The organism is Oceanimonas sp. MB9 (assembly GCF_011319775.1).
GTDB lineage: Bacteria > Pseudomonadota > Gammaproteobacteria > Enterobacterales > Aeromonadaceae > Oceanimonas > Oceanimonas doudoroffii.
Map to the genome: position 1 here is coordinate 458055 of NZ_VFBE01000005.1, position 14339 is coordinate 472393.

The following is a 14339-nucleotide window of genomic DNA, read 5'->3' on the forward strand; positions in this document are numbered from 1 at the left end:
ACATCACTGGATTCAACGGCACGCTTCAGGTGCCAAGGAGAGCAAAATGGAATTGACTCGCAGACTTTTTATCGGTGCGGCCCTGGCCTCCGCCGCCCTGCTGGCCGGGGGAGCACAGGCCGACGGTTATCCCAGCAAGCCGGTGTCCATCGTAGTGTCCTATCCGCCGGGCGGGGATGTGGACGCCATCGCCCGACTGTTCGCCGACAAGCTCACCAGCCGCCTGGGGCAGCCGGTGATCGTGGAAAACCGCCCCGGAGCGGCGGGCACCATCGGCAACAGTTACGTCAGCCGGGCCAAGGCCGATGGTCACACCCTGTTGTTCACGCCCAACACCTTCACCACGGCGCCCCTGGTGATGGCCCTGCCCAAGGCATCCCGTTACGACGTGCTGAACGGCTTCGAGCCGGTGATCCTGGCCAGCAAGCAGTCGGTGTTGCTGGTGGCCAATCCCAAGTCCGGCATCACCAGTGTGGCGGATCTGGTCGGTCAGGCCCGCGATGGCAAGCCGCTTAACTACGCCAGCCCCGGCGCCGGCTCGCCCATGCATATCGCCGCCGAATGGCTCAACAACGCCGCCGGCATCAAGGCGCTGCACATTCCCTACCGGGGCATCGGGCCCATCATTCCGGATCTGCTCGCCGGTCATGTGGATCTGGGGTATGTGGTCTACGGTCCCGTGGCCCAGTTGATCGAGTCGGGTCAGTTGGTGCCGGTGGCGGTGACCGATCCGGAACGTTCGCCGGTGATGCCGGAGCTGGCCACCGTGGCCGAGCAGGGCTACGACCAGGTGCGGCTGGGTGCCTGGCACGGGATGATGGCGCCAAAAGGCACCGATGATGAGGTGGTGCAACTGCTTAACAAGCACCTGAACGAGATACTGCAGCTGCCCGAGGTGGTCGAGCAGCTGGCGAGCTTCGGCGCCGTGCCGGTGGGGGGCAAGCCGGAGGCCCTGGGGGCTATCAATGCGGACGACCATGCTCGCCTGTCGGCCCTGATTGAACGTCTCGATATTCGGGGTAGTTGAGCGCGGTCGGCGCAAGCGGCGTTTCCTTGTGGGGATGGCTCCCCACAAGGAAATGGCGAAACAAGGAGGAGGGGGTTGCCATGTTGAGGCGTGACATCAAAGGCATCATCGGAGGGGTCGGACTTGCTGCCGTCGGCCTGTTCGCCGTCTGGTACGGCCAGACGCATTATCAGTTTGGCGGCGTTCACAATATGGGCCCCGGCTTCCTGCCGGTGAGCCTGGGTGTGGTGCTGGCGCTGCTGGGCATGTGCATCGCCATACCGGCCTGGTTTCGCTCCGGCGAGCCGATAAGCACCGAGTGGGGCAGCGCCTTTTTTGTCATCGTCAGCATCGCGGTGTTTGGCGGACTGCTGGCCTCGGGCGGCCTGGTGGTGGCCACCCTGGTGACGGTGCTGCTGGCCCTGGTGCCCGAGCGCAAGCTGACTTGGGGCACCAAGTGCAAGGTGGCACTGGGCATTGCCCTCATTGCCTATTTGATTTTTTCCCTGGGGTTGGGCATGGCGATCAAGACCTGGCCCTGGAGTGGCTGAGGCCTGAGCACTTACCGTTGTGGCCGGTATCCGCCTGAACAGGGCACCGGTCGGTTCGAGACTTGAGGATAACCAGGAACAGACAATGGATATTTTTGACGGACTATGGCTGGGACTGCAGGCCGCTATCCAGCCGAGCATGCTGCTGTATTGTTTCATCGGCGTTTTTCTGGGCACCCTGGTAGGGGTATTGCCCGGGGTGGGGGCCATGGCGGCCATTTCGCTGCTGCTGCCCATCACCTACTACATTCCTTCCACCGCCGCCATCGCCATGCTGGCCGGGGTGTTCTACGGCTCCCAGTACGGCGGCTCCATCGCCTCCATCCTGCTCAACCTGCCGGGCACGCCGTCGTCGGCGGTGACCAGCCTGGACGGCTATCCCCTGGCGAAACAAGGCAAGGCGGGGGTTGCGCTCTTTACCGCCATGGCCAGTTCCTTTGTGGGCTCCATGCTCGGCCTTCTGATGCTGATCGGCCTCGGCTCCGTCTTATCCCGGGTGGGCCTGGCCTTTGGCCCGGCGGAGTATTTTGCACTGATGCTGCTGGGACTGATCGCCGCCTCGGCGGTGGGCTCCGGATCGCCGGCCAAGAGCCTGGCCATGGTGGTGCTGGGGCTGCTGCTGGGCGGGGTAGGGACCGATGTGAACACCGGCCTGCCGCGCTTTACCTTCGGGGTGCCCGAGCTGATGGACGGCATCAACCTGGTGGCCCTGGCCATGGGGTTGTTCGGCATCTCCGAGGTGATTACCAGCATCCGGGCGGGGGAGACCGGCAGTATCAACACGCGCTTCAACCTGAGATCCATGCTGCCCGGGCGGGACGAGGTTCGGCGTTCGGTGTGTCCCGTGCTGCGGGGCACCGCCATCGGTAGCTTTTTCGGCGCCATGCCGGGGACGGGGGCCGCCATTGCTTCATTTATTTCCTATGCGGTGGAGAAGAAGGTATCCAGGGAGCCGGAGCGCTTCGGCAAGGGCGCGCTGGAAGGGGTGGCCGGGCCCGAGGCGGCCAACAACTCCGGCGCCATGACCGCCTTCATTCCCACCCTCACGTTGGGCATTCCCGGAGACGTGGTGATGGCGCTGATGCTGGGCGCCATGATGATCCACGGCATCCAGCCCGGGCCGCTGATGGTGTCGGAAAACCCGGCCATGTTCTGGGGGCTGATTGTCAGCTTTGGCATCGGCAACCTGATGCTGCTGGTACTGAACCTGCCGCTGATCGGCATCTGGGTGTCGCTGGTGCGGATCCCCTTCAGCATGCTCTATCCGGCGATACTGGTGTTTATCTGCCTCGGGGTCTACAGCGTCAACAACAATGTGTTCGACGTCTACGTGGTGTCGCTGGTGGGGGCGGCCGGCTACCTGCTGGCCAAGCTGGGCTTCAACCCGGCGCCCCTGCTGCTGGGCTTCGTGCTGGGTCCCATGCTGGAGGAGAACCTGCGCCGGGCCCTGCTGTTGTCCCGCGGTGATCCCATGACCTTTGTCGAGCGGCCGCTGAGCGCCGGACTCTTGTTCCTTTGTGTCGCCCTGTTGTCATGGGCAGCCTGGGGCGCGCTCAGGAAGTTGATGCGGGAGTCCGGCGCCCCGGTCGCGCCCCAGGTTTCTTAACCCCCGTTTTGCTAACCCCGGCAATCCCCGGGTCAGATCTGGCCCGGATCCCTTGTCTGTGGGCGGCGTACCGTCATTTTTCAGGAGTATTCCGGCCACCCGGCCGGTATTTAATGGAGTAATAAACGGATGAAATTGCACAAACTGGCCACCCTTGCGGCCATGACCTTTACCGTGTCTGTCCCGCTGCAGGCGGCCACCTGGTCCGATACCTTTATCGGCTACCGCTATGGCTCCGAGTTTACCGAGCCTAACAATGCGCGGGATGTGAGCAAAAACATCGTGCAGTTGACCCATGCCAGCGGTTATTCCCTGGGCCAGAACTACTTTAACCTGGACGTACTCAAGTCCGGCAGTGAGGATCCGGCCAATGGCAGCAGTGATGGTGCAACCGAGTTTTACCTGGCCTATCGTCACCAGCTGCATCTGGGTAAGCTGTTTGACACCGACCTCGGCTTTGGCCCGGTGAAGGAAGTGGCGTTGACCGCCGGTTTCGATCTCAATACCAAGAACTCGGCCTTTGCGCCGCGCAAGCGCTTTCTGGCAGTGGGACCGACCCTGAAGTTCGACGTGCCCGGTTTTCTCGATCTGAGCCTCTATTATGCCCGCGAGAGCAACCATTGTGGCCTGGCGTTCTGCACCCATCAGGATCTGAGTTTCGATCCCTACTATCAGATCAACCTGGCCTGGGGTTTGCCGTTCGAGGCCGTCGGCCTGCCGATGAAGTTCCAGGGATTCACCAATTACAACGGCGCCAAGGGGAAAGACTATTTCAACAGCGAGACCAAGCCGGAGCACCTGCTGCGCGCCTCGCTGATGCTGGACGTGGGTCAGCTGGCCTTCAACAAGAAGAACATCTTTTGGCTTGGGGTGGGATACGAATATTGGCGCAACAAGTATGGTAACCACGGCAAGCCGGGCGTCGATACCGATGCACCTACCCTGAATATGGAGTGGCATTTCTAAGCCGGGCGCTTGCCGAAAGGCTCCCGCATCGGTATTAACACGCGGCCATGGCCGCGGTGTGGGGGCAAGTCCGGTTGTGACCGGCGCCCAGCCAGATATGAAAAAGCCCGCGTTAGCGGGCTTTGGCATGAGCGGGTGCGCTTACTTGGCGATGCGCTTGTACTTGATGCGCTTGGGCTGAATGGCTTCGGCGCCGTAGGTTTTCTTCTTCCACTCTTCGTATTCGGTGAAGTTGCCTTCGAAGAATTCCACCTTACCCTCGTCCTTGTAGTCCAGGATGTGGGTGGCGATACGGTCGAGGAACCAGCGGTCGTGCGAGATCACCATGGCGCAGCCGGGGAATTCCAGCAGGGCGTTTTCCAGGGCGCGCAGGGTTTCCACGTCCAGGTCGTTGGTGGGTTCGTCGAGCAGCAGCACGTTGCCGCCGGTCTGCAGCAGCTTGGCCATGTGCAGGCGGCCGCGTTCACCACCGGACAGCTCGCCGACTCGCTTCTGCTGATCGGTGCCCTTGAAGTTGAACCGGCCCAGGTAGGCGCGGCTGGGGATTTCCAGGTTGCCGATGCGCATCATGTCGAGGCCGCCGGACACTTCTTCCCACACGGTCTTGTTGTTGTCCATGGCGTCGCGGAACTGCTCCACCGAGGCCAGCTGCACGGTGTCACCCAGGTTGATGTTACCGCCGTCCGGCTGCTCGGCTTGGGTGAGCATGCGGAACAGGGTGGATTTACCGGCGCCGTTGGGGCCGATAATGCCGACGATGGCGCCCTTGGGAATGCTGAATGACAGATCGTCGATCAGCACGCGGTCGCCGTAGGACTTGGTCAGGTTCTCGACTTCCACCACCTTGTCACCCAGGCGCGGACCGGGCGGAATAAACAGCTCGTTGGTCTCGTTGCGCTTCTGGAAATCCTGGTTCTGCAGCTCTTCAAAGCGGGCCATACGGGCCTTGGACTTGGCCTGGCGGCCTTTCGGGTTCTGGCGCACCCACTCCAGTTCCTTCTGAATGGACTTCTGGCGTGCGGCTTCGGAAGAGGCTTCCTGAGACAGGCGCTGATCCTTTTGCTCCAGCCAGGAAGAGTAGTTGCCTTCCCAGGGAATGCCTTCGCCCCGGTCCAGCTCCAGGATCCAGCCGGCCACGTTGTCGAGGAAGTAACGATCGTGGGTAATGGCCACCACGGTACCTTCGTAGTCGTGCAGGAAACGCTCCAGCCAGGCCACGGACTCGGCGTCCAGGTGGTTGGTGGGTTCGTCGAGCAGCAGCATGTCGGGCTTTTCCAGCAGCAGCTTGCACATGGCCACCCGGCGGCGCTCACCACCGGACAGCTTGCCTACTACCGCATCCCAGGGCGGCAGGCGCAGGGCGTCGGCGGCGCGCTCAAGCTGGTTGTCCAGGTTGTGGCCGTCGTGGGCCTGAATAATGGCCTCCAGCTCGCCCTGGCGCTTGGCCAGCTTGTCGAAGTCGGCGTCCGGATCGGCATAGGCGGCGTAAACGGCGTCCAGCTCTTTCAGGGCGCCGGCCACTTCGGCCACGCCTTCTTCTACTTCCTGGCGCACGGTATGCTCGGGGTTGAGCTGGGGCTCCTGGGGCAGGTAACCGATCTTGATGCCGGGCTGGGCGCGGGCTTCACCTTCAATCTCGGTGTCGATGCCGGCCATGATGCGCAGCAGGGTGGATTTACCGGCGCCGTTCAGGCCCAGTACGCCGATTTTGGCGCCGGGGAAGAACGACAGGGAGATATTTTTCAGAATATGACGCTTGGGCGGAACCACCTTGCCCACGCGGTGCATGGTGTAAACAAATTGAGCCATTTCTATATTGTCCTGATAAATCAGTGAGTTGACAGGCCGTATTGACAGATCACAGGGGCAGGCTGTGAACCAGCCCGCGGCCAACGCAGGGCCATGGCGCTATATGGTACTTGGCTTGGCGGGGAATGCCAGAGGCGAGTGGGGTGAAAAAGCGAAGATCCTGGCTGGCAGGAATGGCGGTTATGCGAAGCAGGGTAGGTTGCGAATGAGCGCAGCGAATTCCAACACGCTGGCGGCTGCGAAATGTTGGGATTCGCTGCGCTCATCGCCAACCTACTCACTGGAGCGCGGGCGGCCCGCCCGCATCAGCGCCGAAGGCGCTCAGTTATTCAACAGACAGGATCAGGACTTGGTTTTCAGGGTTTCCTTGAACGACTGGTCCACAAAATCACCGGTGGCGGGGTGGAATTCCTTACCTTCATAGGTGGTGTTCATGGTGATCTCGCCGCTGATCAGCTTTTCTGCCAGTTCATCCAGTTTGGCACGCACCTCGGGAGACACGTCTTCTGCCAGGGTCAGCTTGACCACGTCGCCCTGGCCCAGGCCGATTTCGGTAATTCGGTCGGGCTGCCATTTGCCTGTGGTGAAGTCCTGGGCGGCGTTCAAAATGGCCACGCTGGCGTCGGCCACCGCCGAGCCCACAAAGGTGTCATCCACCTGGGTCCAGTCCGACACGTTACCAATGTGGCGTACCTCGCCGTTGTGCTTTTTGATCTCGTCAATCACACCCTGACGACCGGCGTTGAGCATGGTGTAGATCACATCGGCATTATGGGCGATTTCGGCGGCGGCGGCCTCGGCGTTGATGCCGGTGTTGTCCAGATCGCCGGTGAACCAGGTCAGGTATTTGGCGTCGGGGTTGACGTGCATCAGGCCGTCATAGAAGGCGGCGCGACCGATCAGGCCCGGCTTGGGCCAGGCACCGGAGATATGACCCACCACGTTCGATTTTGTGGTCAGGCCTGCCAGGGCGCCCGCCAGCCAGGCGGAGTCTTCCTGGCGCACCACATAGCTGGACAGGTTGGGGCCCTGCACATGGCCCTGAATCACCACAAACTTGATATCGGGGAATTCCTGGCTCACGGTCTGGGCCGGGCCGTTGCACTGGCCGCCGTGGGCAATGATCATGTCGGGGCCCTTTTGGGCCAGCTCGCGCATGGCCTCGGTGAGCAGCACGGGATCGGAGGTGGCGGAGATATTGGATACAAAGCTGGCGTTTACATCCAGCTGATCACGAATCTTCTCATAGCCCCGGTGGGCGGCCTGCATAAACCCGCCGTCGTCATGCTTGCCGGGGATCAGCACGGCAATATCGGTGTCGGCAGCCATGGCCTGGGCCAGGGGAGAGAGGGCCAGGCCGGCGGCGATGAGCAGGTTACGTCCTAATTTGTGCATAATTTCTTCCTTGATTGTTTCTGCGTTGGTTGTTGGTTGTAAACCTTATTGCTGCTGGCAACACTATACCGATGCCGTACTGATGTTAACGCTATGTTGTTTTACTTGAGTTTTTGATCACAAAAATTGGCGTTGAGTAAAACAAATGTGTGATCAGGTTTGGGGGGAACGCAGTGACAGGTCAGGCAGGCCTGATGGAAGGAGAAGGCCGCGTCCCTGCGGCGAGGTATTAGTCCGGATCCCTGTGGTTGCACCAGCGGGTCAGGCAGGCAGACACCACGGTGTTGCCGAGAAAGGCCCAGTCCATCCAGACCGGTTTTTGCGCGTGTTTGTCGATGGCGGCGGCGGACACCAGCAGCGGCGTCCACAACGCCATCATCAGCACGCAGGAGAGCAAGCCTTTTCTTATTTTGATTTTTTTCATTGAAGCACTTCCGGTAACAGGAAGGTTTGCTTATATCACGGCACGCGCCGGGCCAGAAGTGGAGTGGCTGACTATTTTTTGTCTGCACCCCGAGGCCGGCACGTGGTTATTACTCTTCTTCCATCAGGATCTGGGTGGCCTGAATCTCATGCTCCTGCAAAAAGGCCAGCAGCTTCATCATGTTGTCCACGGTGACCGTGCTGTCCGACGCCAGCATCAGCTCCGCCTTCTTCAGGGCCTCCAGGTTCTGTTCAAGCACCGGCTTGAACGCCGCCCAGTCTTCATACTTTTCTCCCTGCAGTGCCCAGGCCGGGCTGCCCGCCATCATGTTGATGGTCATGCTCTTGTCCTCCTGCACCACAGAGAGCGCCTCACTGTCGGTTTTGGGCAGCTCTACCTCAAGGGACTGCAGCGGAATATTGGCGGTGAGCAACAAAAATACCAGCACGATAAATATGATATCGAGCAGGGGAGTGATGTCCGGGGTGAGGGCGCGCCAGCCGCTGTTGCCGGCGTCCGGGCTTTTGATCATGCGGCTTCCCCTACCTTGAGGCCTTCCAGGTGCAGGTTGCAGCGGTTCAGCTCGTGGGTCAGGCGGTCAAGCAGGCGATCGGCCCAGAGCCCGAACAGCTGGGCGCCGGCGATGGCAGGCAGGGCGATCAGCAGGCCGGCGGCGGTCGTGCTCATGGCCAGACCCAGGCCGTCGGCCAGCAGGGTTGGGGTAACCGGGTCACCGCTTTCACCGATGCTTTTGAACATTTCAATCAGCCCCAGAACGGTGCCCAGCAGGCCCAGCAGCGGGCTGATAACGCCCACCAGGGTCAGCACCCGCAAACCGGCATGCAGCCGGCGACGCTGCTGTTGCAGCCAGACCGCGGCCAGGTCTTCGCGAATTGGCTTGGGGCAGTCCTGATGCATCATCAGCAACTGACAGCCCTGCAGCATCAGTGACGCCGCCCGGCCGGTATCTTCCTGGGGCCATACCAGCCCCTGACGGCGCAGCCGGCGTTTTTCCTGCTCGCCGCGCAGGCTGGTCCAGAGCAGGCTCAGCCCGCGCTCCAGCCACAGTGCCAGGGTGATAATGGAGCAGATGATCAGGGGCCAGCTCATCAGGCCCAGTTGTGAGTGCAGTTGATTAAGAAACGCCATGATTTAGTCCAGTTTGAAACGAATAGGAATTTGTACACGGTGGGCCAGGGCCTTGCCGTTTTCCACATAGGCGGAAAAACGCCATTTGGCGATGGCCTTGAGCGCGGTGTTGTCGAGCACGCTCACGCCGGAAGAGCGGGCCAGCACCCGTTTGGTTTGCTTGCCCTGCTCGTCCAGCCACACTTCCACCACCACCGTGCCTTCCAGTCCGCGGCGGCGGGCCTGGGAGGGATAGGCAATGGGCGACGGCCGCGTGCGAAAACTCGGTTTTTCAATGCGTTTGGGCGCGCTGTCCTTGGCCTGCTGGGGCTGCGGCTTGGGCGTTTCCTTTACCTGCTCGGGAGCCGGCGCAGGCTGCGGAGTCGGCTCGGGCCTGGGCTGCGGTTTTGGTTCGGGCCTGGGCTCGGGCTTAGGCACCGGCTTTGGCTGCGGTTTGGGTTTTGGCTTGGGTTCCGGCTTTGGTTTTGGCGTCGGTTTGGGTTTCACCGGCTCCGGCTTGGGTTTGGGGTCCGGCTTGGGCGGCTCCGGGGGCGCGGGCTTGGCCACGGCCGGCATCATCTGCACGCTGATGGGACCGGGGTTATCGGCCGGTGCCAGGGCCATTTCCAGCGGCTGACGTTCCATGGCCTGGACCAGCAATCCATGCAGCAGAAGCGAGGTCACAATGAAGAGGCCGTAGCGTTTCAGGCTCACGATTAAACCCTTAACAAATCAAATGGGAAAGAATGAGGCTCACAGCATACGGATTTTTATATCAATGTCTATTTAAATGATAATGGGTTGCATTACTCTCGAGGCTAAAATAGCCTTTGTTTACCCTTGATAGCCCTGTTCCCACTGATGATTGAGGGAAAACATGCGTGAACTGACCGACAGGGTTAAGGCGCCGCTGGCCGCCGAGCCGGGGCAAAGAGGTCCACGTCATGGTGTTTTATGATGCCGGCCACTGTATTCATTCTTAAAATTTACCTGGGCCGCGACGATAAAGGGAAGCGGTTTCCCGAGCAGATCGGCGCCTTTCATGCACTGAAGGAGTTACCACATGGTTGACCAGACAGAAAAGCAGGCCCGGCTGCAGGGGCGTCTGGAGCCGGAAATCCGCGAATTCCGGGACAGCATGAAAGCCCTGCTGCTGGCCACGGTGGATGCCGAAGGGCAGCCCAACGTCAGTTATGCGCCCTTTGCCCTGCTGAAGGACGGCTATTACATTTTGATAAGCGAACTGGCCCGCCATGCCCGCAACCTGCTGGCCAACCCCAAAGTATCGCTGATGATGGTGGAAGATGAGCAGGACAGCCGCACCCTGTTTGCCCGCAAGCGCCTGACCTTTGACGCCAGTCCCGAACGGGTGGCGCGTGACACTCAAGCCTGGCAGGCCGGGGTGGCGGCACTCACCGCGCGTCATGGCGATATCGTGACCGGCCTGGCCGGCATGGGTGACTTTCACCTGTTCCGGCTGGTCCCCACTCAGGGACTGTTCGTCAAGGGCTTTGGTCAGGCCTTTGCGGTCAGCGGTGACGATCTGGTGGATGTGCTGCCCCTGACCGATGGCCACCAGCCGCTGGCCGCCGGCCAGTAAGCACGAGGAGGAGTGGCAAAGCCCGCCGGTCCGTCAGGTCGGCGGGCTTTTTGTTGCAACCGTCGCTGCACTGTGCCAAAACAGGGCACATACTTTGCCTTAATCGTGATGAACAGAAAAAGGAAGCTTTCTATGGCCTTGCAATCCGTTGGCGACATCATGACCCGCGAACTGTTGACCCTGGATCAGACCTCAACCCTGCAGGATGCCCACGAGCTGATGCGGGAAAAAGGCATACGCCATATTCCGGTGGTGGATCCGCTGACCGGCAAGCTGTTGGGGGTGCTCACTCAAAAGCGCATGATTGCCACCATTATGCGGCTGTTGGCCGACTACGGGGTCAACGCCCTGGAGCGGCGCGAGCGACAGTGCCGCGTGATGGAGATCCTCGATGCCGATATGGAAAGTGTGGATGTGCAGGCGCCGCTGACCGAGGTGGTGGAGTTCTTTCTCAGCAACAAGCATGGCTGCCTGACGGTGGTGGACGAACAGGGCAGGTTGCAGGGCATGGTCACCTCATCGGACTTTGTGCGCCTATGTGCCGAGCTGTTGCGGGCGCGCCCGGCCTGATCAGGCCGGGTAGTGAATGAGGTTGTAAAACACCACGGGCGAGTCGCTTCGGTTGCGGTAACCGTGGGGGTGGTCGGCGTTAAAGCGCACCGCCGCGCCCGGTGCCAGGGCTTGCCAGCGCCCTTCCAGCAGTAGTTCAAGTTCGCCCTGACGCACAATCACATGCTCAATCACGCCGGGTTCATGCGGATCTGATTGTCGGTGATAGCCCGGCAGCAGGGTCAGCTCCATCATTTCAAAGCCAAACCGTGTCTCAAACGGAAATAGTGGTGCCACCAGCATGCCGTCCCCGGCCGGTTGCTGGCGCAGGCGGTCAGGTTGCCGAAACAGCGGTCCCGGGCCGGGCTCGGGCACCGGCTCGAGAAAGGTAGACAGCGAGGTGTTGAAGCCGCCGGCAATCTTCCACAGGGTGGCCACGGTAGGGCTCGACTCGCCCCGTTCAATCTGACCCAGCATGGCCTTGCTGACCCCGGTGGCCTGTGCGCAGCGATCCAGGCTCCAGCCCTGCTCGGCACGCAGCCGTTTCAGGGTGGCGGCCAGGTGTTGATTCAGCTCTTTCATTGCTCGGCTCCCTCTGGTTTTTCTGTTGTGCGTTATAACATACATTTGCTAGCATGGCTTACCCATGCGTTATAACGCACATTGCGGAGACCCCCATGTTCAGTCTTTCCCACCTTGCCGCCGGTTTTATTGCGGTGCTGGTCGGCTACAGCAGTTCGGCCGCCATTATCTTTCAGGCGGCGTCGGCGGCCGGCGCCAGCCAGGCCCAGACCGGCTCCTGGATGTGGGCGCTGGGACTGGGCTCGGGGCTGACCACCCTGTTGCTGACCCTGCGTTACCGCCAGCCGGTGCTCACCGCCTGGTCCACACCGGGGGCGGCGCTGCTGGTCACGGCCCTGGCCGGCCTGCCCATGGGGGAAGCGGTGGGCGTATTTATGTTCAGCTCAGTGCTGTTGCTGGTGTGCGGCCTGACCGGCTGGTTTGATCACATTATGCGGCTGCTGCCCGGTGGCCTGGCGGCGGCCATGCTGGGGGGGGTGCTGCTTAACTTTGGCCTGGACCTGTTTGTGTCGGTGCAAAGCGCCCCCTTGCTGGTAATCGCCATGCTGGCGGTCTATCTGGCGTTGCGCCGGCGGCTGCCTCGCTATGTGATCCCGCTGTGCCTGCTGGCCGGTCTGGCGCTGGCGGCGGGCTCGGGCCTGCTGCACCTGGAGCGGCTCGACTGGCGGCCGGCCATGCCGGTGCTCACCTGGCCGGCATTCAGCCTGGCCAGCCTGATTGGCGTGGGCATTCCCTTGTTCGTGGTCACCATGGCCTCGCAAAACGTACCCGGTGTGGCGGTGCTGCGCGCCCATGGCTATCAGGTGCCGGCCTCTCCGCTGGTGAGCGTGACCGGCCTGGCCGGAGTGGTGCTGGCACCTTTTGGCGGCTTTGCCTTTAACCTGGCGGCGATCAGCGCGGCCATCTGCATGGGCCCCGACGTGGATGCCGCGCCCGAGCGGCGTTACAGAGCCACTCTCTGGGCCGGCCTGTTTTATGTTCTGATGGGCCTGTTTGCCGCCACCGTGGTGTCGTTGTTTGCGGCCCTGCCCAAAGAGCTCATTATGGCCATTGCCGGCCTGGCACTGCTGGGCACCATAGGTAACAGCCTGACCGTGGCATTGCGTGACGAGCGGGATGCGGCCCTGCTCACCTTTATGGTGACGGCGTCCGGGATGTCCTTGCTGGGCATTGGCAGTGCCTTCTGGGGGCTGGTGATTGGCGGGGGAGTACACTGGCTGAACCATCGACGGCTCAAGCGGGAAGCGGTATAACGGCAGACTGGATGCTAGCCGGGAAAGAGGGTGCGCAAGAGAAATAGAAACCCCGGGTCCTGGCCCGGGGTTTTGCTGTCAGCTGCTGTGCTCGGCCTGAGGGCGTGAGCGGCGACGGGGGGCGCCGGTGCGTTGACCGTCGCCATTACCGCTGCGGTTGCCGGAGCGCTGAGCGTTGCCGCCGCTGCGGTTGCCACCGGCACGTTGGCCATTGCGTTGGCCACCGTTACCACCATTGCGCTGACCGCCAGAGCGCTGGCCGCCACCATTGCGGCCACGGTTGCCACGAGCCGGCTCGGGGGCTTCCTTGGGGGCATTGGGATCGGGCTCAAAGCCGGCTACCTGTTCGAGATCGGCGCTCTGCTTGATCAGCTTCTCAATGGCCTTCAGCAGCGGCTTTTCGTCGGCGCTCACCAGTGACAGCGCTTCGCCGTTGCTGCCGGCCCGGCCGGTACGGCCAATGCGGTGCACATAGTCTTCCGCCACATGGGGCAGCTCATAGTTGACCACGTGGGGCAGCTCGCTGATGTCGATGCCGCGGGCGGCGATATCGGTGGCCACCAGTACGCGAATGCCGCCGTTCTTGAACTCGCTCAGGGCCTTGGTGCGGGCACCCTGACTCTTGTTGCCGTGAATGGCCATGGCCGGCAGGCCGTCCTTGCCCAGTTGTTCGGCCAGGCGGTTGGCACCGTGCTTGGTGCGGGTAAACACCAGTACCTGGCGCCAGTTGTGATGGCCGATATGGTAGCTGAGCAGGGCGCGCTTGCGGCCCTTGTCCACCTCGAAAAAGCGCTGGGAAATGGTCTCGGCGGTGGCGTTGCGGCGGGCCACTTCAATGTGCTCGGGCTTGTGCAGCAGATCTTCCGCCAGCGCCTTGATCTCGTCGGAGAAGGTGGCGGAAAACAGCAGGTTCTGCCGTTGTTTCGGCAGCAGTGCCAGCACTCGGCGAATGTCGCGAATAAAGCCCATGTCGAGCATGCGGTCGGCTTCGTCCAGCACCAGCATTTCAATGCGCGACAGATCGATGGAGCGTTGGGACACATGATCCAGCAGCCGTCCCGGGGTGGCCACCACCACGTCAACCTTGCGGCCCAGGGCCTTCATTTGCGGGTTGATGCTGACCCCGCCAAACATCACCAGGGTGCGCAGCTTGGTGTGCTTGGCATAGGCGCGCAAGTTTTCTTCTACCTGGGCGGCCAGTTCACGGGTGGGGGTGAGCACCAAGGCGCGCACCGGCGCCCGGCCGTTGGCCAGGGGGCGGGCCTGGGTTTCGCTCAGGCGCTGCAGCATGGGCAGGCCAAAGCCGGCGGTCTTGCCGGTGCCGGTCTGGGCGCCGGCGAGCAGATCGCCGCCCTTCAGAACCAGCGGAATGGCCTGTTGCTGAATGGGGGTCGGCTGGGTGTAGCCACATTCGTTAATGGCTTGAACGAGGTTTTCGTTCAGGCCGAGGGAAGCAAATGACATGAGACT

Annotated in this window: 15 protein-coding genes; 7 read left to right on the forward strand and 8 right to left on the reverse strand. The window is 61.8% G+C overall.

Translation table 11 applies throughout. The features are described 5' to 3' along the window. Nucleotides 1-46 precede the first annotated feature (46 nt). The 4 genes from OJHNALOF_RS05360 (at nt 47) to OJHNALOF_RS05375 (ending at nt 4129) form a co-directional block, all read left to right on the forward strand. Nucleotides 47-1027, forward strand: a complete 981-nt coding sequence (locus OJHNALOF_RS05360; protein WP_165661394.1) for a tripartite tricarboxylate transporter substrate binding protein — start codon at nt 47-49, stop codon at nt 1025-1027. A gap of 80 nt (nt 1028-1107) precedes the next feature. Further along, nucleotides 1108-1557: a tripartite tricarboxylate transporter TctB family protein gene (locus OJHNALOF_RS05365; protein WP_165661395.1), complete on the forward strand. Its 450-nt coding sequence runs from the start codon at nt 1108-1110 to the stop codon at nt 1555-1557. Between the two features lie 85 nt (nt 1558-1642). After that, on the forward strand, nt 1643-3163 hold the full coding sequence (locus OJHNALOF_RS05370; protein WP_165661396.1) for a tripartite tricarboxylate transporter permease: 1521 nt from the start codon (nt 1643-1645) through the stop codon (nt 3161-3163). A gap of 129 nt (nt 3164-3292) precedes the next feature. Next, entirely contained in the window at nt 3293-4129 is an 837-nt protein-coding gene (locus OJHNALOF_RS05375) for an outer membrane protein OmpK (protein WP_165661397.1), read from the forward strand. Nucleotides 4130-4270: 141 nt separating this feature from the next. Here OJHNALOF_RS05375 and ettA read toward each other — a convergent pair whose 3' ends face one another. From ettA to OJHNALOF_RS05405, 6 genes are all read right to left on the reverse strand, one after another. Further along, the gene (gene ettA / locus OJHNALOF_RS05380; protein ID WP_165661398.1) at nt 4271-5938 is read right to left on the reverse strand and encodes an energy-dependent translational throttle protein EttA; all 1668 of its coding nucleotides are present in this window, start codon (nt 5936-5938) and stop codon (nt 4271-4273) included. A 342-nt stretch (nt 5939-6280) separates the two neighbouring features. Beyond that, entirely contained in the window at nt 6281-7333 is a 1053-nt protein-coding gene (locus OJHNALOF_RS05385) for a BMP family protein (RefSeq protein ID WP_165661399.1), read from the reverse strand. A gap of 229 nt (nt 7334-7562) precedes the next feature. Further along, nucleotides 7563-7757: a hypothetical protein gene (locus tag OJHNALOF_RS05390; RefSeq protein ID WP_094200113.1), complete on the reverse strand. Its 195-nt coding sequence runs from the start codon at nt 7755-7757 to the stop codon at nt 7563-7565. A gap of 109 nt (nt 7758-7866) precedes the next feature. Beyond that, nucleotides 7867-8289 (reverse strand): biopolymer transporter ExbD, encoded by a 423-nt coding sequence (locus OJHNALOF_RS05395; protein ID WP_165661400.1) that lies wholly within the window; start codon nt 8287-8289, stop codon nt 7867-7869. Continuing rightward, nucleotides 8286-8906: a MotA/TolQ/ExbB proton channel family protein gene (locus tag OJHNALOF_RS05400; protein ID WP_165661401.1), complete on the reverse strand. Its 621-nt coding sequence runs from the start codon at nt 8904-8906 to the stop codon at nt 8286-8288. Before OJHNALOF_RS05400 ends, OJHNALOF_RS05395 begins: the two co-directional genes overlap by 4 nt. 3 nt (nt 8907-8909) lie before the next feature. Further along, nucleotides 8910-9599: an energy transducer TonB gene (locus OJHNALOF_RS05405; RefSeq protein WP_165661402.1), complete on the reverse strand. Its 690-nt coding sequence runs from the start codon at nt 9597-9599 to the stop codon at nt 8910-8912. 349 nt (nt 9600-9948) lie between these two features. Between OJHNALOF_RS05405 and hutZ the strand changes: the two genes are divergently transcribed. Together hutZ and OJHNALOF_RS05415 are read left to right on the forward strand one after the other, a co-directional pair. Beyond that, nucleotides 9949-10485, forward strand: coding sequence for a heme utilization protein HutZ (hutZ, locus tag OJHNALOF_RS05410; protein ID WP_165661403.1), 537 nt, complete (start codon nt 9949-9951; stop codon nt 10483-10485). A 132-nt stretch (nt 10486-10617) separates the two neighbouring features. Continuing rightward, the gene (locus OJHNALOF_RS05415) at nt 10618-11055 is read left to right on the forward strand and encodes an HPP family protein (protein WP_165661404.1); all 438 of its coding nucleotides are present in this window, start codon (nt 10618-10620) and stop codon (nt 11053-11055) included. Here OJHNALOF_RS05415 and OJHNALOF_RS05420 read toward each other — a convergent pair whose 3' ends face one another. Beyond that, a complete protein-coding gene (locus tag OJHNALOF_RS05420) occupies nt 11056-11616 on the reverse strand; it encodes a helix-turn-helix domain-containing protein (protein WP_165661405.1) in 561 nt (186 codons plus the stop codon). Between the two features lie 95 nt (nt 11617-11711). On the opposite strand from OJHNALOF_RS05420, the gene OJHNALOF_RS05425 reads away from it, so the two are divergent. Beyond that, entirely contained in the window at nt 11712-12869 is a 1158-nt protein-coding gene (locus tag OJHNALOF_RS05425; protein ID WP_165661406.1) for a benzoate/H(+) symporter BenE family transporter, read from the forward strand. Nucleotides 12870-12947: 78 nt separating this feature from the next. On the opposite strand, the gene OJHNALOF_RS05430 is transcribed toward OJHNALOF_RS05425, so the two are convergent. Further along, nucleotides 12948-14333 carry a DEAD/DEAH box helicase gene (locus OJHNALOF_RS05430; protein WP_165661407.1) on the reverse strand — a complete coding sequence of 462 codons (1386 nt, stop codon included), beginning with the start codon at nt 14331-14333 and terminating at the stop codon, nt 12948-12950. Nucleotides 14334-14339 lie beyond the last annotated feature (6 nt).